7 protein-coding genes are annotated in these 25,191 nt (G+C 39.7%); 3 read left to right on the forward strand and 4 right to left on the reverse strand.

The window, feature by feature from the left end; genetic code table 11:
- Positions 1-309 precede the first annotated feature (309 nt).
- Positions 310-3,030, reverse strand: coding sequence for an Ig domain-containing protein (locus tag RI845_RS12575; RefSeq protein ID WP_348386515.1), 2,721 nt, complete (start codon positions 3,028-3,030; stop codon positions 310-312).
- A gap of 388 nt (positions 3,031-3,418) precedes the next feature.
- On the opposite strand from RI845_RS12575, the gene RI845_RS12580 reads away from it, so the two are divergent.
- Together RI845_RS12580 and RI845_RS12585 are read left to right on the forward strand one after the other, a co-directional pair.
- Complete coding sequence (locus RI845_RS12580; RefSeq protein ID WP_348386516.1) at positions 3,419-7,183, forward strand: putative Ig domain-containing protein; 3,765 nt, start codon at positions 3,419-3,421, stop codon at positions 7,181-7,183.
- Between the two features lie 431 nt (positions 7,184-7,614).
- Positions 7,615-8,112 carry a hypothetical protein gene (locus RI845_RS12585; RefSeq protein ID WP_348386517.1) on the forward strand — a complete coding sequence of 166 codons (498 nt, stop codon included), beginning with the start codon at positions 7,615-7,617 and terminating at the stop codon, positions 8,110-8,112.
- A gap of 117 nt (positions 8,113-8,229) precedes the next feature.
- On the opposite strand, the gene RI845_RS12590 is transcribed toward RI845_RS12585, so the two are convergent.
- The 3 genes from RI845_RS12590 to RI845_RS12600 all read right to left on the reverse strand — a co-directional run bounded on the left by RI845_RS12590 (position 8,230) and on the right by RI845_RS12600 (position 21,655).
- Positions 8,230-11,334, reverse strand: coding sequence for a TonB-dependent receptor (locus RI845_RS12590; RefSeq protein ID WP_348386518.1), 3,105 nt, complete (start codon positions 11,332-11,334; stop codon positions 8,230-8,232).
- A gap of 24 nt (positions 11,335-11,358) precedes the next feature.
- Positions 11,359-15,834 (reverse strand): M36 family metallopeptidase, encoded by a 4,476-nt coding sequence (locus tag RI845_RS12595; protein ID WP_348386519.1) that lies wholly within the window; start codon positions 15,832-15,834, stop codon positions 11,359-11,361.
- A 73-nt stretch (positions 15,835-15,907) separates the two neighbouring features.
- Positions 15,908-21,655: a S8 family serine peptidase gene (locus RI845_RS12600; RefSeq protein ID WP_348386520.1), complete on the reverse strand. Its 5,748-nt coding sequence runs from the start codon at positions 21,653-21,655 to the stop codon at positions 15,908-15,910.
- A 469-nt stretch (positions 21,656-22,124) separates the two neighbouring features.
- Here RI845_RS12600 and RI845_RS12605 point away from each other — a divergent pair, with 469 nt between their 5' ends.
- Entirely contained in the window at positions 22,125-25,184 is a 3,060-nt protein-coding gene (locus RI845_RS12605) for an Lcl C-terminal domain-containing protein (protein ID WP_348386521.1), read from the forward strand.
- The last annotated feature ends 7 nt before the right edge of the window (positions 25,185-25,191 follow it).

Genomic DNA, 25,191 nt, shown 5'->3' on the forward strand with positions numbered 1-25,191 from the left:
GTTAGCCTATACAGTAGTTATAATAATTAACTTTTGCTCTGCAGCCCTTAGCTAACGGGAATAAGCTCTAAAAAACTGCAGAGAATAAAATTGCAGCTCTAATCTAATGTAATTAACTGTAGAAATATGTGAAAAAAGGTTAACAACACTAAGGCGAGGGTTTTAAGGAAAATTTGATGAAAACTAGCCGTTTACAAGCTGTTTTATTTAGGTAATTTAAATGTTAAAAGGCTCGAGGAAAACGCAGAAATTAGGCAAAATAAGAAAAGACAGTGTTAACAACACTGCCTTTTTATTTTAATTATTAAATCAGTTATTTGTTGGTACTACCACGTCACCAACAAAGCTGCCATCTCTTGCTTCACAATAAGCGCCAGAAACCGTAAACGCACAAGCGCTATTCGAGTTCATTTCAAGCTCAGTTATAGCATGGTCGCTATTCACATCCATATTGTAATGATGTTCGTCACAATTCCACACATAAGCATCTACAGGGAATGTTTCTGGATTTGCTACCAAAGCAGACTCACTCGCCAATTCAGCCTTACAGAACATGGTCGTATTACACTGAACAAACTCACCATCTACATTATTGTCAACAAAACAAACTGATTGATTTTTATGAGCTACAGCAACAATCGAAGCAGGTGAATTTAATTGTGGAATTTCAATAGGATCATCAACTAACTCTCTGGTGTGCAATTCTTCATTAAAGACTTCAGGTGTAATTGAATTTGGATTTAACTCAACAGGAATAACATTACCTTCACCGTCTTGGCTAAATGTTAAATCTAACAAGACAGTACTTGCGTCTGTTGGATCATAAATATCACCATAAACGTATTTCTCAGCAATGTTATTAACATTATCACTAGGACTATAGCCATAACAATAAGCACCAGTTTCATCTGTTAAACACACGTTTTTTCCGGTAAAAGACACATCGCTAATAGAGCTACTTTGATGATCAATTTCATGAATTAAACGCTCAGTTGCCCCCCAACATTGAAAACGTTCGGTATCTTCAACGCAAAATATACTCGCTGTATTGTAGAGCTTTTTCGGTTGGTTAAAGGTCGTTGCATTAACATCAGCATTGATGTTGTATTGATTCCCCCCCCAACAAACAACATCGCCATCAGCGATAACACAAACACTATCTGCCAGCACTGACATGTCAGTAATATTATCTAGGTTGTCTGGTTGTTCAGTTATCATTAGTCCGTCAGAGAAACCTCCGTCAAAGCAATGAACACCAGCATCATCAAGAAAACAAATAGAACTACTACCACCTTGTATATCAGAAGGGTTTATCGCATAAGCGGGTAAACCAACACCATATTTATTTTCAAATTCAAGTCCTACATCGCCACCAAAACAATACACTTTGTTGTTAGTTAACACACAACTAGTTTGCCCCACCGCAACTATACTTGATGTAGTTATGGTATCAGCATTAAAGTTAAACTGCTTATTAGCAAATGTCGTAGGCTTTGCCCACTCACCATTGTTTAAACAAAGCAGCTCATCATTTAACGCATCACCAACACATATTTCGCCAAAATTTGCTCTAGGCGCAGGTTTAACAAATTCAAATTTATGGTAGACAGCCGGGTTAGGGTCATCTGCATTAGTAAGGCCATCACCGTCGATGTCTAATTCATTTGGATCTTCATCAGCTAGACCATCGTTGTCTGTATCTTTTTGCCAATCAGGATTATTCGGGAAAGCATCTTCGAAATCGGATACGCCATCGTTATCGCTGTCATTATTGCGCAATTGTAACTCTTCAATAAGTGCTTTTGCTTTGGTTGCTAATGCATCACGTATCGCTACATCAATATCATCTGCAAAGAAATCACTCATTGCAATTGCTAAATCAACCTGCTGCTCATTTGTAACAGCTAGCTTTGCTTGATCTAGGAATATTTTTAACGAAGATTTGTTCAAATCACTTAGTAACACACCAGATGTTTCGGCGCTGTCTTTAACCAATTTTTGCACTAAATGACTAAAAGGCGTAATCATCACATCAGCTTGTTCAAGACTAGTATCAACATCTAACATGCTGGTACCCATTAACTTAATCGGTAGAGCCTGAAAATCATCATCGTCTCTAGAAACATCATCAGCGTTTATACCAGCACCGGTTCCCAATTCAGCGACAAGATTGGCATGAACCAATTTACTTACATCTGCCTCACTTACGACAATCGAAAAGCTACCCTCTTCACCGGCAATGGCTGACGAAATATCTGAAGGTTCATTATCGTCATGGTTTAAGTCATTATTAAAATCAATAAATACATTTGCACCACTGATGTAACCATCAATCACTTTACCATTTACAATAAAGTCACCTGGAGCAATGACTTGCGAGTCGGTTACCGTGATAGTGATTGTATGCGAAATAGCAGTAAAACCATTGTCAGCATTAATAGTTACTGTATATGTTCCTGCATCTTCACTTGTTGGGGTACCACTTAATTGACCGGTTGCAGAATTTAACGATAACCAGCCTGGTAAATTATCACTACTAAACACATCTTCATTGCCAGCGCCAGTAATGGTAGGCGTAAACGAATACGCTTGTTCTTCTGCAACACTGTCGTTATTTAGCCCTGATAGATTAAACACATCATTAACGCTAATAGAAAATGATGTTAATGAGGTACTTTTAGCACCATCGGAAACTGAAATGGTTATATCTGTATATTCACCAGCATGGCTATAATTTGGAGTACCTGATAACTCACCTGTCGAGCTATTTATATTTAACCAACTTGGCTTATTAGTCACCGAAAAAGACAAACTATCATTTTCAGCATCGCTCGCTGAAGGAGTAAAACTGTATGCTTGATTTTCATCGATTGCGGTAATTGGTGTACCTGAAATGGTTGGAGCACTATTCGTTGGAAGTGGAGGATTAGGTTTATCGCTACCACCGCCGCCACCGCCGCCACAAGCTGTAACTCCAAGCGTAGTAAATAACACTACCGCTAGTTGAGATCTTCTAAAATTGCTTAACATAAATTGTTCCTAGGATTATCACTCATTTAGCCAATAGTGATTTCTGCGAAAAAACATGAAAATACGGCTAAATAAAATTTTTAGTGACCTTAATCTAATAAACTCACGCCGGAAATTTTGTTAAAAGTTGTTAAATGCAATTTCACTGAACTTACAGACAAAAATAATTACTTGCCTGATCCTTGTGTACAAGCCAGTTATTTACAACATTCATACCCACACAAAACATTTTATTTACACGATATTTTTGAAACAAGAATTGGTTAACAGTTTTTAACATATATGTTCATTGCGATAACTTAATCTGAATGTTGAGAAATTTTATAAACAACATGTTATTGCCTTATGAATGGAGGTGATAAATGGATATTTAAAGGTGATAATCAACATGAGTAAGACGATGAATAAATCATATTTAGCTCTTCTTGTTGCTACTACATTGGGCTTAACAGCTTGTGGTGGCGGAGGCGGTGGTGGCGGAACGAAAGTAGAAACCCCTAATACAGCGCCTACAATTTCAGGAACGCCAACGGTTTCAGTTAATGAGAACCAAGCTTACAGTTTCACTCCATCAGCAAGTGATAGCAATAATGATTCTTTAACATTTTCAATTACCAACAAACCAAACTGGGCTTCATTTGATACCTCAACGGGTGCATTAACCGGTACTCCTGATTATGACGCAGCTGATATCTATGCAGCTGTTAGCATCAGCGTTTCTGATGGTAAAGATAGTGTAAACCTTGCCCCATTTGATATTAATGTTATCAATGTAAACCGAGCGCCTATCATCGAAGCAATTGAAGACCAAAGTGTGTCTGAAACGTCTGAATTTTCGTATTCATTAAGTGCAAGCGATGCCGATCAGCAAGACCTTACATTTACTGTAGAAAATGCACCAACATGGTTAACGTTAAATACCGACACCAATGTATTATCCGGCACGCCAACATTAAGCGATGCAGGTACAAATGTAGTAACAGTTAGCGTATCTGATGGTGAAACTACAACATCGAAAGATTTCAATTTAAGTATTCTCAATTCTGTCCAAGTCAGTGGTAAAGTCATCGATGGCTATATCAGTGGTGCTGACGTTTATTTAGATTTAAACAACGATGGTATCCGCAATACCAATGAAGAATTTGTTACCACTGACACTAATGGCTCGTACTCGTTTGTCGTTAAAGGGGAAAACCTAAACGTTCTGCAAACTAAATTTTTACGTGCTTATGTTGGGAATGGTGCAAGTGATGCAAGTCGACCAGAACTTGATTTTGCCGTTAACCCTGTAACGTTTTCATACGCTCCTATGGCAAATATAGACAGTAGTACTGACGCCGTTGTGGCAAATATTACGCCGTTCACTCACAGTGTTAGTGAAGAAGTAGCAGCAGCAATTACAAGTGATGCAACGTTAGCAGAGATTCAAGCAGCACTAACGAGTGCTGAAACAAAGATTTTATCTGAGCTATTGTCCGCGTTGAGCATTGATGATACTCATCAAGACATTACACAGATTAAAGCTGCGTTATTATCTGATTTTATTGCTTCAGGACTTAGCAGTGAAATTGTCGATGCGATGATTGCTAAAGCCAAAGACATGACAAATTTGGCAATGGCGATGCAATCTTCTATTGATACTGATGAAGATGGCTTTTCAGATTTATATGAAACTTACTTTGGCTCAGATCCACAAAATAATGCGAGTACGCCTAATGATTTAGACGGCGACGGTCACACTAATGATGAAGAAATTGCGGCAGGCTCAGATCCTCAAGATCCACTATCAACCCTCGACGACCTCGATGGCGATGGATACTCTAATGCTGAAGAAGAATTTTATGGTACAGATCCAAGAGATAAAAACTCTAACCCGGGCGACTTAGACGCTGACGGTGTGCCTAACGGTGGTGATGCATTCCCGAACGATGCCAACGAACACTCCGACATTGATGGTGACGGTATAGGTGACAATGCTGATTTAGACCGAGACGGTAACGGATTTAATGATGCTGACGAAACAAAAATTATAGCCGGACGTAACTTTAAATGTGCTATTAACCTTGATAAAACCGTTAGTTGTGATCTTACTAGTGACTCTACTTTCGCACAAAACGACATTCCTGCAGAGTTAGCTAATGTTGAATTGTTAGCCGCTGGTGGTGCACACGTTTGTGCAGTTTCAAGTGACGCTAATGATACTGCTATTTGCTGGGGTGACAATCAATACAAACAACTTGATGTTACACCAGCTGGTGGCAAGATTGTACAGCTTGTTTTAGGCGATAATTACACCTGTACCGTAGCTGAAGATGGTGATGAATTAAAGGGCTATACCGTTCAATGTTTTGGTGCTTTAACGAATCGAGAAGGCGATTTTGAAGAAAGAAATGGTAGCTTTGCCTTAGTTGCAGGTGGTCCAAACCATATTTGTGCAAATTCAACTGTGGTTGAAAATGGCATAGCCCGTGGTGTTCCTTACTGTCTTGCTAATGATGAAGGCGTAGTTTTAGAGACCTCTTCTGCAGGATATGGTAATAATACTCTTCAAGTAACAGGCTTTTCTTTAGGGAAAGATTTTACTTGTACTTATACTAATGAACAATCATCAACCTGTATTGGCAGCTTAACAACGCTTGCAATTGATGGTGTGGTACTAACTCAGGTAAGTGCAGGCGATACTCACGTATGTGCTATTGAAATGGTAGATGAATTAACTAATCAGGTTCATTGTTGGGGTGATAACACATTTGGTCAGTTAGAAATTGGTAGCGTATTAGATGGCCAAAGTATTGATCGTATTCATGCCTCAGGTAACACTACTTGTGCATTTGTTAAAGATAATGCACAAGACCCTATTTGTTGGGGTGCTAGCACTGAATTTAACGCAACGTCCATTGATTATCCGGTTAGCTATATGACTGGTGGCGATTTGTTCAAGTGTGCAGTACTAAGCGATGGCAGTGAAATTTGTGATGGTACAATCGATGCTGATACCAATGATGATGGCGTTACCGACCTATTTGACGGAAGCGACTTTATTCCAGCACCGAATGCACAAGTACCTGGTTATTCTATTTGTATGGGTGTTAAAGCGACAGATAAACTTGCCTGTTTAACTCCTGCAGGACTTGAATACTCTACTGTTATGATAAAAGGTGAAACGAAACAATTAAGCGCCAACGCGATTGTTGATAATGGTTTAACTGGCATGGGTGATCAAGGTGGTATCTGTGTTCTTGATAATGGTGAAGTAAATTGTGTTAGCGGTATTATGGCTAGCGACACACCGTATACAAGTTCAAACCCAGTGGAGATGGGCGTTGGCAAATTTACGGTATGTTTTATTGATGACGAAGGTTTGCAATGTATTAATAAGCATACACAAATCAGCTCAAGCTTGGTTGACAACATGCCTGATTTTTCTGAAGCGGTAGGATTTAAAAGCTTACAGGTTCATCAAGATACAACCCAAGAATATGCTTGTGTTGCTGCTGGATATGTAAACTCTCAAGATAAGGTTTACTATAAAGCACAGTGTTGGGGTTCTGCTGAGCAAGGGCAACTTGAAGCAAGAACAAATTCACTTTCTAAAGGCTTTCAACGATTTGAGCTAAATAGTGTTAATGCGTGTTTGATTGCTTCTTCTCTTATTGAGTGTTGGGGTAATACTGAAAACGGTATTGGAAGTATCAATACTGCAACTATTGAACAACAAGAACTGGGCATTAATACTTACAATCCAATCAACGCTGAAGAAGTCATGGTTGATGATGAACTTAAAACCATTAATGTAAAAGTAAGTGATGTATCATTAAACTTTAAGACACTATGTTATATCAGTGACTCAGGGTTAAACTGTGTGGGTACTGATCCTGCCCTGCCTGCATCGACGTTACCAAGTAATATTGAAATTGGTGGTGCCGATACATGTCTTGTCGATGGTATCAATGTTCTCGTTGATAATGATGCGACTATGGGCGGAACTAACATTGAATGTAGTAATAGCGATTTTGGTGCTATCACGAATATCTTTGATGTTGACGCAAGCGCTATAGCGACATGTGTTTTTACCGACGATAAAACAGTGTGTAAAAGTACAGTCCCTAATTATGAGTTTGATGGCGAAGTAAGCGCTCCAATTGAACCGTAATATAGAATGCTAAAACGATAAAAATGCCAGCATCAACGCTGGCATTTTTGTATCTAAAACCATTCAGCGTTACAAAACTTTCTAAACCTAGTTCCTATTGGATACTTGGTTAGATGCATATGCTGTACTTCCTTAAACCAACACAGATAAATGTCAACATTCTTTACAGATGTTGATTTATATAAAGTTAAGTGGTTGATTTTATTCTGGTGGAATGTTTATTGCTAATAAACATGGATCGGCCCCGCAGTGGGAAGTCAATGGATGGCTGATGGACTGACGGACCTTTCTCTGAACCTCTTTTCTGATGGACGGATTCGCCGAACGATGCTAAATGATTATGATTATAAAATCGCTTCATTTTGCATGTTCTAGATGGTTCCTGTTAATACTTGCCATAAACTCAATACCAAAAAATGGAACAATATATTATGAAATCAATTAACTCAGTTGTTAAAAGCGTTATTGCATGTACATTCTTAATCGCTAGTTCGTCAGCATTTGCCAAAATGCACGTTCAAAACTTCGACCTTTTCAACTTACCGTTACCTAATGGTGTTTGCACGACACCAGATGCCTGGTTTACCTCTGGTAACTTACAAATAATGATTCATATAAGAGAGGATGGTAATGGAGGTATGCATTACACCTTTAGGGAGCAACTTAAGGGGGTTGCGATAATCGATTCAAATGGAGATACCTACCGAATGACTGGAAACGTGCATGAATTTGGCCCATGGGAAACATCTGTACAAGAAAACTCTGGAGGCAACACTATTATCCACGACTCTTGGAATATGCGGATTACGCCGACAAAAGGTAGCGATGGTAAGGCATTTTGGTTGAAAGGACGTCTACAAATAGTCATAGATAGTGAAGGAAACGTAAATGTGATCAAAAACCAAATAGATGAAGAATGTGTAGACTAATCTCACTCGTTTGTTTGGACGGTGTTTTATAAGGATTATTGAATAAGAAATTATGTTTAAAAAAGGGGTTGTCTTAATTAAGACAACCCCTTTGTTATTACGTGTAAAATCTAAACGTTAGAACTTTGCCATTAATGACAATTCTACATATCTCGGTATGGTAGTACTTGATACTAAGCCATAATCAGGATTAATTTTACCGGTGCGACGGTTGCCATCAAAACCATCAAAAATCTCACCAGTTTCATTGTATTGAGTCGTAGTGATTTCGTTAAACACGTTATATACCTGCAGTTGTGCTACGGTTTCAAACCCGTAAAAGTCGGTTGCATAACGTAGATTCATATCAACAATAAAGGTATTTGGTGTACGACCTCTAGAACCACGAGGACTTGGCACTGAAATATAATCAGGATTTTCCGCATCTTCACTTTCAGGATCTTCTTCTAAACAATAGAACGAAAACGATCCATATTGTGAAGCATACTCATCGGTTGGATGATAGCCTAAACAGTTGTTAGGTCGACCCGTTTGCCAAGTAGCATTAAAGCCCACTGTTAGTTCGTCGGTAATCGCATAAGCACCATTAACTTTCAATGTATGGCGACGATCATTAGCAAGATCACCATTAGAAAAGTCCATTAAACCTGGCTGGTCAAAACTTTGAGTGATACCAGAGTCGGTTTGTTCAATGTCTGAGTTTACAAGACCTTCACTGTTACCCCAGGTGTGGCCCCAAGTATAACTGGCAGAAATACTGTAATCGTCCTGCCATTTTCGTTCAACGGTTAAATCCCATTGTAAATGAGTACGTTCAGCTTCAGGGAAGCCTAGGTATTCTGATGGAATTGTCCATTGTTGAAATGCTAACGGCCCGTTTTCGCCATTACCGTTAAAGTCGGTAGTGTCATCAGGATCTGCCCAAAAAGTAAGGTCTGAGCCCGGGTTGGTTAACACATAATAATTAAAGCCAGTACACGACGTACAATCAATGCCCTGCTCTTTTAGATAATCATCAAAGCCTTTATCTACTGCAACATCTTCAATGGTTTCACCAAGCCAACGATACGTTCCTCGTATGCCCCAAACAAAGTCGCCAAACGTTTGTTGAAACGACAACATAACTTCTTCTTGGTACATAGGTTCAATGCTGCTATCGACTAATTGTCGAGTATCTTGCAACGTACCATCAGCAAACGTAGAGATGTTATTAATGTCCAGAGTTTCACCATCTATGCCATTAAATAACTCATTGTAAATCACATCTATATTGTAAGAGAGTTGCTGATTAAGCTCAGAGCCAGCTAAACGAATATTGGTATTCGTTGCCACCGGCAAATAAAAGCGCCCATAACTAGCACTAAGCTTTGATTCGCCATCGCCAAACATATCCCAGGCAAACCCTAAACGCGGCGCTATCTGACCATCCATTTCAATATAGTCTTCACCAGCGCCATTTTTGTTGGTGAATTCATCATATCTAAGGCCAAGGTTTAACACGATGTTATCGGTAATTTGCCATTCGTCTTGCACGTATAAGGCAAAACTTTCGGTATCAAAACTGCCTTTATTGGTCATAGTACTGGCAAAAGCATATTCACTATCTAAGTAGGTTAATTCCCCGCCTTCAAAGTACGTCATTAAATTGTCTGTTTCGAAGGTGAAGCCATAAGAGCCGTTACCCGAAAAATATCTATCTTCTTTAGCGTTTAGTTTCTCAATATCGATACCAAACCTGAAGGTATGATCAAGATAGTAATAATCAAAGTCAGCACGGAACTGATCGCGTTTATCTTCTTGTATACCAATTGTAGATATTGCCGGGCCAGAAATAATTAAACCTGTGCGGGTATCAACAATTTGTGTTTCACCATTATGACTTACAGGTGACCAGCCACTACTGTGTTCATTATGACCAAACATGATGCTTGCTTGTAAGTCATCTGTGATTGGACCGGTATATTGAATTGAGAAGTTTTTACCACCCGCTTCTGTTTCATAAACATTATTATATGAGCCTTGAGTTGGATGAACTACGCGACCATTATCAATAGAATCACTGGTATTATCAAAATAGTACTGGCCCTTTACCTTATTGTGCAAATCATAAGGGGAACGAGTAATTTCGTAAGCCCGATCATCAGAAAACGCGGTAATTGCGATAATGTGTTCATTAGTAATATACCAATCGAGTTTACCACCCCAAAAGGCATCATCGGTTTCACGCTCTGAATAGTTCCAAATGCTGGCCGACTCTTGAGTAACCATTCTAGGATTGTAAATGGCGTAATAAAACAAGCTATCATCAATAATAGAGCCACTCGCCCATAAGCTTACTTCAGTGGTTTCATAGGTGCGGGCATGGTTAATACGATAATATTCGGTGCCATAGTACTCTTGCCCTTCTTCAGTACGCATAACATCAGGACGTTTTTCTCGTAAACTGTCCGGTTCGTGAGTAACACTTATGCCATATTCAGATTCATTGGCACCACTTTTAGTCGTGGCATTGATAACCCCGACTGCTCGGCCAAACTCTGCAGAAAAGCCACCAGTTTTTACTTCAAAACTTTGGTACATTTCCCAAGGGACATTACTAAAGCCTAGGCCATTACGAACATTTGTTACGTTCAAGCCATTAATGTAATAAGCATTTTCAGCAACTGATGAACCACCAAAAGAAACCAAATCACCAAAACCTGAGTCACCTTTGGTTGTACCTGGAGCCAATAAAGCTACCGCCGACATGCTCTTAGGTACAGGGATACGCTCTAAATCGAGGCTGGTTACAACAATACCTGAGCTTGATGATGTTGTATCGATAGGAGCGATAGAAGATGCTCTTACTTCGATAGTTTCCATCCCCTCAACATTCATGGCTAAATTAACCAGTGTTTTACCACCAATTGATACTTTAGCATTCTCTTGTTCAGCTACCATATAACCATCTTTGGTGGCATAAATATTATAGGTACCGGTTGGTAATAGAGGGAAACGATAATGACCATTTTCATCTGAGTTTATCGTTCTTGATAAACCCGTTTGAGTATTAATAATGGTGATTTCTACACCTGCTACCGCCACTTCGCCTTGCGCAATTGTTTTACCTGAGATATGGCCGGTTGTATTGTCAGCGTATACATTTGCTGACGTTAATGCCGATAACAACGTTGCGGCAAGTAAAGATTTTTTAAACCTTTTATTTATTAATTTATTTTTCATAATTTTACCTGAAATACCCGCAGCTTAATGTTTATTAGGAATGCTTAATGTTGAACTTCTCCGAAGTACCAACACCAAAGAAAATAAGGCTAACAACCAGCCGAAACTACCGCCTTTTGAAACGTTAGACTTGTAAGGATCAATAGTGACTGTATAAACAGAGGTTGTTTTATACTCACCATCAACAGCTGTCATTTCGAATGAGACTTGCGTGGTTGCATCAACTGAAGGTGCAATAAAATGAATTGTATTAGATTTTTTACCGTCAAACTCAATCGCACTGCCTTCGATTTGGTTCCAATCGAATTGTAAAGTATCACCATCTAAATCATCGGTAATCGCAACAATTGACACTAGTTCGCCTTCCATTACGGTGATTTCATCGCCTTGCGATGTTGGCGCAACATTGACATCAAGTAGTATCAATTCCACTCGCTCAGTTTTGCTGTTACCAGATGAATCTGTTGCTGTAACTTCAAAAATTAATAAAGAATTTTGGGCAATGATTGGCGCACTAAAGCTTAAGTTTGCATCGTTAGTTTCAGATAAAGTAGCCGTTGGACCACTGATCTGCTGCCAAGAAAACGTAACCGCTTCGTTGTCGTACTCAAGTGCCGATGCAGTTAAATTAATAACGGTTTGCTTACCAGATGAGTCTTTTTCAGTCGCTTTAACAAACTTGTTGGTAACAATCATAGGAATGCGATTACCACATGCTTCATGACGTTCACCAACGGCAACAGAAAATGCCGGTTTAACTGTATTAAAAAATTCAAAGTCATCGATAAACCAGCCAGCAGTAGGTTGCTGTTCATCAGTACCTATAGCAAAACGTACTTGTACGTTCTTACCGTTTAACTGGCCTTCAGGAATAATAATTACAACTTTTTCACCTTTAGGGTTTGACGGCCCTACATAGGCTTGACGGTGGCCAAGAGGATTTTGAGCTCTTGCTTTAACTTCTGAGAACGTGCCATGAACTACCCCTGAATATGGTGCGCTCATGTGGGCATTAAAGGCCATTACATCTTGCCATTGTCCACCATCAACACTTAATTCAATAACACCACCATCCCAAAACTCATCAATCCAAGGCGAATCTTCCAACGCACCTGCTGGACGATACTGACCAGACTCAAAATCAAAAATATGGAAAAACTCAAAGCTGAAGTCACCGCTTTCTGATACTTCAACTTTAGGCGATGTCAGGTAAGTTAATACTCTTGTAGGGCTTGCTGCTCCCCACCACATTTGACCTTGGCGAAGGTCAAGAATGTCTGAGCCATACTTGTTATCAAGGAGCCACGGGTAAACAGCAATACCATAAGACTCTTCAGTCACGTTATCAGCAAAGGTATTCCAATCATTTGTGGTGGCAATATTATTTTCAAAGCGAGTGATAGATTCTTGGTTGGCAATAATGTCGGTTTGAGATGTTGTCCAAGCACTACCTGCAGGAGGAATAAGTGCTGACGTTTCATCATTCTCAAATTCGATATCAAAGCGCACGGTAGATAACGGCTGAGCACTGTGTAAGGTGATTTCAAACGGTACGGTTTTGATTTCACCATAGTTTCCAGCAAAATCAATGTTAATAACATTATCAGCTAGAACAACACCGTCTTGGCTTATCGTAACATCATCAATGGTTTGAATAATGGCACGGGTTCCAGTAAATGCTTGTGTACTTAAATCTTTCAAATGTAAAACTATTTGCATGGTTTCACCAACATCAAGAGATTCATCAAGATCACAGTAAGCACCAAACTCATTTATAAACTGATAATCAGCAGTTACATTAACAACTGAAAAGGCTGGGTACTGAGTAGCAAAACTCTCTACAACTTGTTCGAACAAGGCATCATCGCGCTCTGGTGAAATAGCACCTAAACCAAAACCTCTGCGTGCAAATGCTTCAAGCATAATTTTAAAATCTTGCTCGTCTGTTGCGGCAGTAACGGCTAATAACGCATCACGAGCTTCAGTGAATGTTGGCCAATAATTGGTCACTTTTAAGCTGGCAACCAAGTATTCCTGCATACGTTTTTCAACCATATCAAACGTTAAGTCTGTACGGTTGTTATGTAGTGCAATATAAACATTCCACAAAGCTGCAGCCCAAACTTCACCGGCATTGTGCACTTCATTATTTGGAATATATTGAGCCTGATGATAAGCACCTACACCTGGTGGTGTTTCTGCACTAAAGGCAATATGCCCTAACGTCAGTGGGTTAACGTTCATATCTGTGCTGTATGGGAAACGACGAATCCCTTCTTTAAAGGCAATATTACCAACTAGGTTTCGGCCTACAAATGTAGACATTGGGAAGTCGCCTTGGAACATTTCGTTACCCAAAATGTTTCGATCAGATTCTTTAAGTTGCAACATCATCGCGACAAAATCGCTCCAACCTTCACCTAAAGAAGCTCCTTGCCATTGCATTAAGCCCCAACCGTTATGAATTAATCGGTTCGTTAAAAAGTGAGCCCACTCGTGTGCAACAATTCCTGCATCAAATGCACTGTGGTTTTGATCGGTTTTTACCACAACGTCAAAGGTAACATCCTGTTCGGCATCAAGAGAAGCTAGGATGTTTTCAGCATTTTCATACGATAAAAACACCCCAGGAATATCAACATCAGAGCCATCATCATTTGGCCCTAACCCCATATTAATGGTGCCACCAATTTGACCTTCTGAGTTTTCTTCCCCTTGCTTAACATGGTTAAAGACAAAGTAACCAACAGCGCCTGCACTTTGAGCATTCAATGCTTTATTTAAAAAGCTACACTTACCACGTTTTATTACCGCGATTTTTCCGGCAATCTGTTCTGGATTGATCACTGGTTCACATAAGTCATTTGACTCGCCGTCACCATCAAAGGCATAGGCTAATTGATTTTCGACAGTGGTTGTTTCAGGATCATCTTTCATTTCAAATGTACTTGGCCCAAATACAGAACGACCAAATCTATCAGGAGAAAAAACATCGTCTTCAGTTTCTTGTCCCAACAACCCTCTTACATCAAACAGCAGTTCATACAATCCCCAGGTATACATGCGCATAACCGGTGTTTGACCATCAGGAGGTGTCATCATTGAAGCATTATTTGAACCGTTAAAGTCAACTCGAGCTTCAATGGCATCGTTGCCTAATCCACCTCTGCCGTAATTATCCTGCTGGGCATTACCAGCTTGTTCATTAAAACCCGCGTCATACAAATAATCATGCATGTAGTTGGTCACATAAAACATTTGCGTCATTGCAGCACGAACATTTTTAGGATCTGAGGCAGGCAAATTGTATTCATAAGGATAATCAAACGTTCCGGCTGAAGAGGTGGTTAAGTAAAAATCACGTTGTACTTCACCTTCTTCTGCAACATCAAAACCTTCAGGCGCTTCAATATCTGCCATAACCAATGCATTATTACCAAATGCATCAACTTGATTTGGTGCTAACCAAGGATCGTTAGTACTTATTCCGGCATTTTCGATAGTGACAAATTGATCATCAACAAGGTGATCTTGATAATTGCCAAAAAACTCTGGATCAAGTCCATTAGGATATGGTGAAATTTCTATACTGGTTGGCGTATCAAATGGTTTGTATGGTGACTTATCGTCTGCGTAAACTTTATAACGATAGGCATGATTTGCCTGCAAACTTCCACTATGAAGGACTCGCAAGTCGCGTGCAGAGATAATATAGCCCTGCGTATTACTTTGCTGTGTTGTTGAATCAATGGTTGTTACATTAACCATATAAGCGGCTTCTACGCCCCTTTCCATTGGGTAATACACAAACGTTGCAGCAGCGTTTTCAATGGCCCATGATTTACCGTCAACAAAATCAGGTTGTGCACTTACAGTAAAAGTATCAAAACCATTTTCTGTTTCAACACTAACTAGATCACTGGCACTCACATCGACATTACTGGCGCGATAAGCTGAGATGATCGCACTTTTCGAAGATTGATTAAAAATAGAATTTTGTTGCTGCGATGAACCACTTATTGCAGCAAAAGTACCAGAACTGGCTACTGCTGATAAACTTTGATCCATGATGATATTGATTTCACTACCAATGACATCAACACCATTAACTTGCTGCTTATATTTCACAATAACCGGACCATTGCCAGTATCGTGAACATGAGCAATGACGGCTTGGCTTGCACCATTGTCGATATAACCATGCTGACTGGCAATATTGTCAAAATAGCTGGAGCCAGCTCTTTGAATTTGAGACTTTTTATCCGCGATAAAATTTAAATTGGCGCGTTTTAGTTGCTGTGGTTTGAACCACTGAAATGTTGTGTTACCTTGCTCATTAACCTGGTTTTTCATCTGATGAGATGCAGAAACCGATTTATTCAAAGCGGATGAAGATGCAAGCGCATCGTTGTTAAACGTGTGTTGTACCGTTGCAGCAAGTGCATTAACAGACAAAGCACTTGTTATCGCCAACACTAAGTTTAGTTTTTTATTTAACATAAATCTTTCCAATTCTTACTTTTAGTAAAAAATTTTTTCGAGCCTGTCGCAAAGCAACAGGCTTGAAAATTTATTATTTTTGTATTGTTTTGCGGCTAACTGCACACAGAGTTATTAGCATTAATAGCCAATATGCTGCGCCACCTTCAGGATCGCCTTTAGCTTTTTCATCTTCAGGTGCTTGAGTTACTTCAACAGTAAAGGATTTACTTACCTCAACCGTGCCGTCAGATACCACTAACGTGTAGGTATGAGTCCCTGCACTGAGGTTTGATAGATTTAATGAAGGGTTATGGATTTGCGCTTCATCTAAATGCTCGCCCTGCCAGGTATAAATTAACTCGTCATTATCTTTGTCTTTGGTATAGGTAACTATTTGCACAAACTCATCTGACATAATGGCAAAGTGGTCATTTTCAAAAGAAATCTCTGGGGCGTCATTAACGTTCAGTACTTCGATATTGAACACGGCAGATACGAAGTCCTGTGCATTATCTTTATTCGTTAATGTTAATGTGACCGGAACTGGTGATTTAGTGAAATAATCGGTTGTTGCAACAATAGTGAGCAATAACTGGTTGTTGGCCAACGTATGATCAATAGTAATGTTTTGATCTGCAATATCGATGTCAACTAACAGGTTATTATTTGCTACTGCAATAGGAACAAATTTAGCACCACTGTCTTCAGTAACAGATACTGTACTTAAACTTTCTAATGTTAAAAGCGTACCGACTTGAATGTCCGTTTGGTTACTGAACTCTAAACCAGAAGACACATTTTTCACTTTAACTGATAACAACTCGCCAACTTGCGCATCACTGCTAACCTTTACTTTAAAGTCAATGCGACTTGCTGCCGATTCAGGGCCTATGTAATCAAAACAAACAACTTTATCATTCTTAATTGCAGAGAATATTTCCACTTTGTCGTTTGCTTTCATAGAGTTGAAATACTCGGCGCCATGGTACAAGCCGCCGTAGGTATTTTTATAACCTTCAGATCCTATTAACCCGACATTGGCACTGTATAAAGCATCGTTGAATAACATTCCGCCATTAAAAGACCTTTCAGTATCATCAAATAGTGCTCGGCTAATATCATCGTAAGCAATCACAACTTCGTAAGCACCAGCAGTATTTTTAGCTTCACCGGTTTCCATGAATATTTGGAAGTCGTAGTTATCATTTCCATAATGATCCAACTCTGACGAATGGCTAGGCTCTGAGCCATTTAAGTAGCCAATATTTCCGGTATTGGTTGTACATTGAGTAACTTGCTCATCAAAACTGTTGGTACCGATAGCTTGGTTTTCACATACTTGTTTCCACGCGGTTTGTGCGTTGTCGTAATTGATCACAACTTTACTACCAAGAGTGGCAACGCTGATCCCTGATTTTGGCTTATCGGCGCTCGCTTCAGGTCGAAATGGCACAATAAATTGCTGACCAAATCCTTGTGCTCGCCAAAGAGGCGCTACAGCATCCACTAATTGAGAGCCGTTAAGACCACCATGATAGGCAAAATCAAGCGCACGGCTTTCATTTGGTAATCCCGTACCAAGAGGGTTGGCAGAGGCAAAATGGTGCAAGCCAATAAAACCATTACCAAACAGGTACATATAACGGCTTTGTGAGTAATCACTATTGCCAAAGAATGTGATCCATGGTGATTCTATATCTTGACCTTTGAACAATTCGGCAATATCAATAACTACATGTTCACGGTCTATGTATTGTTGGCCGTTATCGTCTTGTGAAGCCATCCAGTTGAATGGTCCCCACTGGTCATGATGAACACGTGCAGCCCATTCACGATCGCTTTCAACACTACCATCTTCATTTAATCGTCTTGGGTTTGACATAATGGTTTTACCCATTGGCGACAGTAAATAGTCTTTAGGCTCAGCCGCAGTATCTCGCATTGCGCTGCCAGTGATAGGTGTTAAATCTAAATCCAGGAAGGTGCCAGACGTTTGATCTTGGTAATTAGGAGTACGACATAGAGCATCATCTGCATTAGTGGTGACAGCGTATTCGCGTGCTAATTTTGCCGCACTGCGCATGCTACCTTGAACACGCAAATTACCATCTTGTACAAACGGAGTTAGGTCAACGTAGTCATTATCAGCAACAGTAATACTATTGTTCACAATCTCTAAATTTGATGGCAATTCAGCCTGTAAATTAAAGTTGCGCGTAGCTGGCGACATATTTTCATTAAACACTAACGCCATATTAATGGTGGCACCTGGGATTACGTCTTCAGGCTTTGACATTAAAACAACATTGGCAGCATCGCTTACACGGTTGATGTCAAGGTTAACGGTTTTAAAATTATCTACGGCAGTAAATGCGGTATAAACATTTTGACCAGCGTTAAGATCCAGATCCCAATGTACCGTTACCTTTTTAGTGCTTTCATTTGCAGTTAAATGAATATTTTCAGCAACAGTGTCTGAAACAACACCAGTAAAAGTCGAAACGGTGGTGGTTAACTCATCAGTCCAAAACTCGGTATAAGTAGGATCTGAAGAAATACTCCACTGATAGATAACCCAATAATCATCTTCTATAGGGTCAGTAATAGAGCAAAAGTTATTTGATCCAATGGTCGAGCCATTCGTTGAAAACGCTGAAGAAAAGTCAGAAATACATAATATTTCTTCTCTAAAATCAACATAACGGTTTTTGTTTAAGTCTCGGCCAATAGCAACTTTTAGTGCCGTTTTACGGTTGTTATCTAAGAATTTTCTGTTGGCTACCTTACCAGCCTCGGCAATAATTCTTTTACTGCCAGGCGCAACTCGTACCCATTCAACATAAGCTGTTTGGTTACTAATTTGTGCTTCAACATCAAAGATTGGGTCAACACAATATTGTGAATAAAACAGATAACAACTCATGTCATCCCAACCAGATATAGGTTTTAACACCGTTTCTACAGCATCAACAATGTTTGGCTGGTAAACGGTAAATTCAGGTGTGTTCACATCGTCAGTAGTGAAATTGGCAAGTACAGCAGAGCCTTGGTTCATATCGGTACTAACAAAGTGCATATCATTAGTAATATCAAGTTTTGTACCAACAACAACAGGCCAATGTGCTTCTGGGATACTTCTGTCTGTAGCAGAAAAAATTATATCTCCAGACGTTACAGACTCTTCATTATTTTTAATATCGCTGTCATTTTCATTATATTCATTGTACCAATTGCTGTACGTCCACCCTTCTCTGAAAGTTTCTTCAGTAACATTAAAGTTAATAGTAATCGTTTGGGTTTCACCTTTTTTCAGGGTAAATTGCGAAGGTGATATGGTGATATCAGCAGACGCGTAATCCATATACGTTTCAACTAACCAAGTTGCATCACGAGTTGCTTCAACAACACGGGTGATGGTACACGATGAGTAACATTGACGTTCAAGTACCCCTGGCAAGTTTAGCTCTGAAATATTGTTTAACGCAGGATCGGCACTTTGATAGTTTGCTACCGACTCATGCATGATCAAGCCAGTATTGATGGCTCGTTCAACATTCATTAAACCACTTCCCATGGTGTAAGCGTCAGGTACTCGCTCTACCTCATCATTAGAATGAACAGCAGGCTTTGCTGTCATGGTGATAGCAGAAATAACTTGAGATGGAGACCAGTCGGGGTGAGCTTGTTTTACCAAGACTGCAGAGCCTGATACTACAGCAGTGGCAATTGAACTACCGGTTTTTGTTAACCAATCAGACGCTATACCATATTCATTATATGGTCGCTGATCTGCCGATGCAGCTAATACATTAACGCCAGGAGCGACAACAGATGGCAACAGATGTTCGCCATTGACACCCGAACCAGGACCATAGCCTGTGGCATTGTCATACATGTAACCAAGTAAAGATGCATATCTAAACTCAACTATCGGGCGGATCATTGTTTCAATTTGTGCGCCGAGTTGGTTCGATTTAACGACCCATTGGTAGAAAGTATTAGACTGTTCTGTTTCAAGAACCGAAGTCATTGCAAACGTAGCTGGAAAATTACCGTCATAATTTAAGGTGATATTAGGCGACACGTAAGAAGTGGCTACCATTATCATACCGCCAGCACCTGCAGCTTTTACCTGGTCGGCCATGTGCTGGTAAGTTTGTGCGACACTACTATTGTTTGTATAGGAAATATTCCCTTCAACATCGACAAGACAAACAGCAATGTCAGATGGAGAAAAGGTATTTTCAGGAATGCTGGTACACGCTTTAAGTTCAGCAAGTTGCTTAACTGAATACGCAGTTGTATCTACGACGGTTTCAGCAGCAACCGGATGCCCAAGAAAGCCGTCTCCCGAGTAACCTGTATACGCCGCATATTCGTTGATAGGTGTTAATGTACTGCCTTCTTGACGCTTCGGGCGACTTTCTTCATCGCCACCTGAAATTTCATTGATTGCTGCATAGGTTGTATATGACTCAGACTTATCGGTGACACCAACACTCAGTAACCAAGGAGATGCGTGATCGGCTGAGCCAATTTCATTACTCGCCACACCAACAGCCGTTACTACTACAATTCCTGCCTGATGAGCATTTAAAAATGCCATCTCAACCGCGTCTAAGTATGGGTTAAGACTAGAGCCATTAACTTCAGCCATTGAGAAGTTAATCACATCGACTTCGTCTGAAATAGCATCATCTATCGCTTTTAAAACGGCCTCGTCGGCACAACTTGTGTCGTTTCCAAGTGCATCACAAACCTGGTAGGAAATTATTTGCGCATGTGGAGCAATACCAGAAACATCATAAGACGTTACTGCGACAGGAGTACCATCGTGTTGCCATTCTTTATAACTTGGAAAATGGCGAGCAACGCCTTCGATACCATTACCAGCAGCAACGCTGGCAACGTGTGAGCCATGGCCATTATAATCTTCACCATTTATATGCTGAAATTCATCTGACTCGTTAATGTTATATGTAACATTCGGAATGATCACATCATCAGGGTAAGAACGGATTCCGATCAACTTATTATTACAGCGCTGGTCACCATTATCAGCACAGTCACCTATAAATTCAGAAACTTGCGGAAAGGTATAGCCGTTCACTGTATTATCATCGGCAAATGATACGTGGTCACTGTTGATGCCCGTATCCAAAATACCGATAATCATGCCTTCGCCGCGATAAGATTTACTGCCTAAACTGGTTTCTCCAGCCCAAACAGCTTCAGTGCCTGCATCTTTTGGCAAACTAAAGGACTGCAATTTTGAATAGCCTAAACGGGCTACCGCTTTTACATCATTTAACTGCGATATTTGTTGAGCCGTTTGTTGGTCAACTTTAATGGTAAAACCGTTTAGGGCTTGAGTGTAATTAAAACGAGGCTTTACATTTATGTTTAACGCAGCAAGTTTGTTAACAAGGGAATGCTGTTTGCTAAGTAAATGTGCTTGATAATCATGCACCGTACTGAACTTCTGTTTAAGCTCTTCAGGATTATTCGTTTGTTGAAATGCATTTAAACTAGCGGAACGATTAAATTCAAATTCGTTATATGCTGTTGCTGAGTCCTCAGGTAAAAGCACTACGTAAGTATGTTCACCGCTAAGGTTAGGATCGAATGAAAATTTGATTTTCTTTTGAGCTGATAACTTGTGATTGAAAGAACCTGCTGGCAACGATGTTGCAGCTTCTTTTAACATTTGTTGACTAACAATAGCCTGATTGCTTACCTGAGAAAGCGGCGAACTTATTTCACCATTTGTTGCAGCTGTGGCCACACCAACAGAATAAGCAGTCACCAACATTGAACTTATAAAACGTTTAACTTCCAAGAAATTCCCCTTAAATTTAATGAGTTAGGGTAAAGTGCCGTAATCGGCTTATAATAATTTTCCCATGATTATCTTTTAGTGAAGGCGACGGGGTTGTTAAAAAATGTTAAACAGCTTGCTGTTAATTTGAGAAGTTAAAGTTAACGGCTCAAGTTAAGCTATAAGTTACAAGTCATTGAGGGGATTATTAGACGGTAATTATTTTAGTTTCGTAAATCATTTGTTAAAAATTGTTAAAACACAACCCCACCACACACACATACAAAACCGCAACAAACACAACTAAGCACCTGTTAAATAAGGGATTTTATTTAACACACCATTTAATCCGACGATTTATCTTTGATGCTATCAACAGCAGTAAATTTGAGATGGTGTTAGTTTAAATTTGCAAATTAAATCTTCAGTCAAGCTCGACGTTGATGGCTAAAAATTAAGATTTATGAATCAAATTAAGAAGAGAACTAAGATGAACAATAAAGCATTCATGTTATGTAGCGTCTTGTTACTTTCTGCCTGTGGTGGCGGTGGTGGCGGTGGCGGTACAGAGAAAAAAATAACTCAACCTCCAACAAATCCACCAACGGTTTCTATTACTGCAGTGACTTCTGCACCAGAACAAACTGAAGTGGTGCTAACACCAAGCATTAGTTTTGATAGTTCAACGTTAAAGTCAGCACTATGGTCACAAGTGTCTGGCCCAACCGTTGACGTCGTCACTGGTGAAAATCAACAAGCCAGTTTTTTAGCTCCTGTTGTTAAAGTACAAGATGGTGAGCAAACGTTAGAGTTTTCTTTAACCGTTACCGATAATAATGACTTAACTACAACAGAAAGCGTAGCTGTTACGGTACAGCCGATTAACACTAACCCGGTAATAACAACAGCAAACATTGAAGCCATCGCCGAGCAAAGCTCTTATACTTTTGCAGTAGAAGCTACTGATAATGACGGTAGCATTGCAAGTTTTTCTTGGACAACAGAAAATCAAGACGTTGTTATAAGCGATGCTGACAAAGTGAATGCTAGCTTTACAGCGCCGCAAATAGAAACGTCTGTTGTCATTGATTTTACTTTAACGGTAATCGATGACGAAAACGGTGAAACCTCAAAACTTATTTCGGTTCCAGTAAACCCTGTGGTAAGCGGTATGTTAGTTGGAACTGAGTTTAACCCGGTTAACACTAACTCCACACCGATAGAAGAGCGCGATGTGGTGATATATGACTTGGTGTCAAATCAGATCCTTGGTAGCACTAAACCAAACACTGACGGTAGCTATTCAGTTATGCTGCAAGATAGCGCCTCTTTATTAAATGGCATCAAAGTAAGCGCTACCAAAGACGTTATTATAGAGTCCAGTGAAACTCCAGGTGAATTTTTCACCAGTAAAGAAACTGAGCTTGAAGCAATATGCTATAGCGAAGAGCGACACAGTTGTAATGCTACGCCGATATCTTTTTTAGTAGCTCGAGTACTTGATTTTAAAGAAGACATATCAACTCGTAGTCAAGCCAAAGAATACCTTGAGCAAGCTCTTAATATTAATTTATCAACCGACCCATTTCTTGATACCGCTAATAACAACGGTATTGATATTAATGTTATACAAACAGCATTATTGTCGAGTGAATTAACTTACACAGGTTGGGCAAATAGTGTGTTGGGCTTTATTGAAGGGTCTACAGAAGATGTAGCAACCATGGCAACTTATTTTACAAATATTGATGCGGCACGTTTAGGCGTAATTATTACCTCAAACTCTGCTACTTTAATTGAAAATGCCTTTGATATTGTCGATTTTACCGCAACTGCCAATTTGTTTGGCGAACTTCCCGATGGCAATTCTGGCATTTACAATTACCAATGGGAATTGCCTCAAGGCCATGACATTACCGTAGAAAATGACGACACTACATCAAAGCTGTTACGAGTTAAGTTACCTGATGTTGAACAAGACACGCCTTTAACCTTCATGGTAACAGTTACAAATGACGACTTCGTTGCAAGCAATGAGATCACGTTAACGGTAAAACCTGTTGAAACTGTAGATAACACAATACCAAAAATTGAGACCTTAAAGGATGCGATATTTGAGTCAAATAGCGATATTGTAATAACCGCCAGCGCATCAGATGGCCAAGATTTCGCTTCGCAGCTTAGTGTTAGCTGGCAGCAACTTTCAGGACCAAATGTAACTCTAGAGTCTACAAACAATTTTACGTTAAGCTTTAAAACACCAGAGGTGCTTGCTGAAGCCGAAAAATTAGTTTTTGAGATCACAGTAATAGACTCAAACTTTGGAGCTGCGACAGACACTGTCGATGTTTATGTAACTAAAGTTATTGAGTTATCTGCATTCAGCTTAAATGACACAGGGGTTACTGACTGTGGAAATTATGCATTCGATGGCGGCGCACATAATAACAATGTTAATTGTTTAGCACCCGTAGGCTCTGAGCCATTGCCAAATAATCAAGACGCCCATTTTGGTCGTGATGTTGATAACAATGATGATACGGATGGTGTTGCAGGATTTAACTATTCTAAAATAGCTGCAGATGGCACAGTACTAAGTAATGACGCAACCGAGTGGTCTTGTGTGCTTGATAATGTAACTGGTTTAATGTGGGAACGTAAAACAAGTGCAAAAGATATTCATGGTATTGACACCGTATTCTTCTATTTTGATACCGATTACTCTAAAAATGGTGGTCGACCTGGATACATTTTAAAAGATCCTGAAACAAACGAGCCTATTTTAGACATCAATGGCAAAGAACAGGCCAATAAAGATGAATGTAGTGAAAGTGAAGCTGTTTGTTTAACGACAGAAGAGTTTGTTGCTGAAACTAACCAAGAAAACTTATGTGGTTATGCTGATTGGCGCATGCCTCATAAAACTGAGCTTATGTCTATTGTAAATTATAATGCTGCGAGCATTCCAACAATAGATGCCGGTTATTTTCCATTTACCAAATCAGCGCCTTATGTAACCAGTACTGGCATTGGTGAACAACGTACTGTCGGAATATATGAAACCCGTAAAGTAGCAATGGTTCACTTTGCTGCTGGTGAGTCATACTATTTCAATAAGAATTTTATTGGCAATTCAACAGCATCACGAAGAATAGCAGCAAGACTGGTACGAGTGGATCAAAGTCAACCTATTCATGCTCATGGAGATATTATTGATGGCAAACAAACCTTTGACAGTGTTTGCAATGGTTTTGAAACTAAGCTTTATCCGCAACTGCCTTTAAAAGACGAGTGGTCAAAAATGTATTGTTCTAACATGGATGCCACCAATGAAGCATGTCCTGATAATCATAAAGGCCTAAGTGGCGATTCTACAGGCAAGTGTTGTGCATACACAGTTGAAACCAGAGAAAATCAAAAAGACCGTGCCATTTGGGGAAGTGGTGATGAGTTAGAAGTGCTTGATGTTGAACTAGGCTCTTGTTGTTCTTCTGAAGGTTGTCGTGGACTTTCAAATGGTTCGTTTAACTTAGATGCAATGGCACAATAGGAATTAG

The sequence above is a fragment of the Thalassotalea nanhaiensis genome (assembly GCF_031583575.1).
Classification (GTDB): Bacteria; Pseudomonadota; Gammaproteobacteria; order Enterobacterales; family Alteromonadaceae; genus Thalassotalea_A; species Thalassotalea_A nanhaiensis.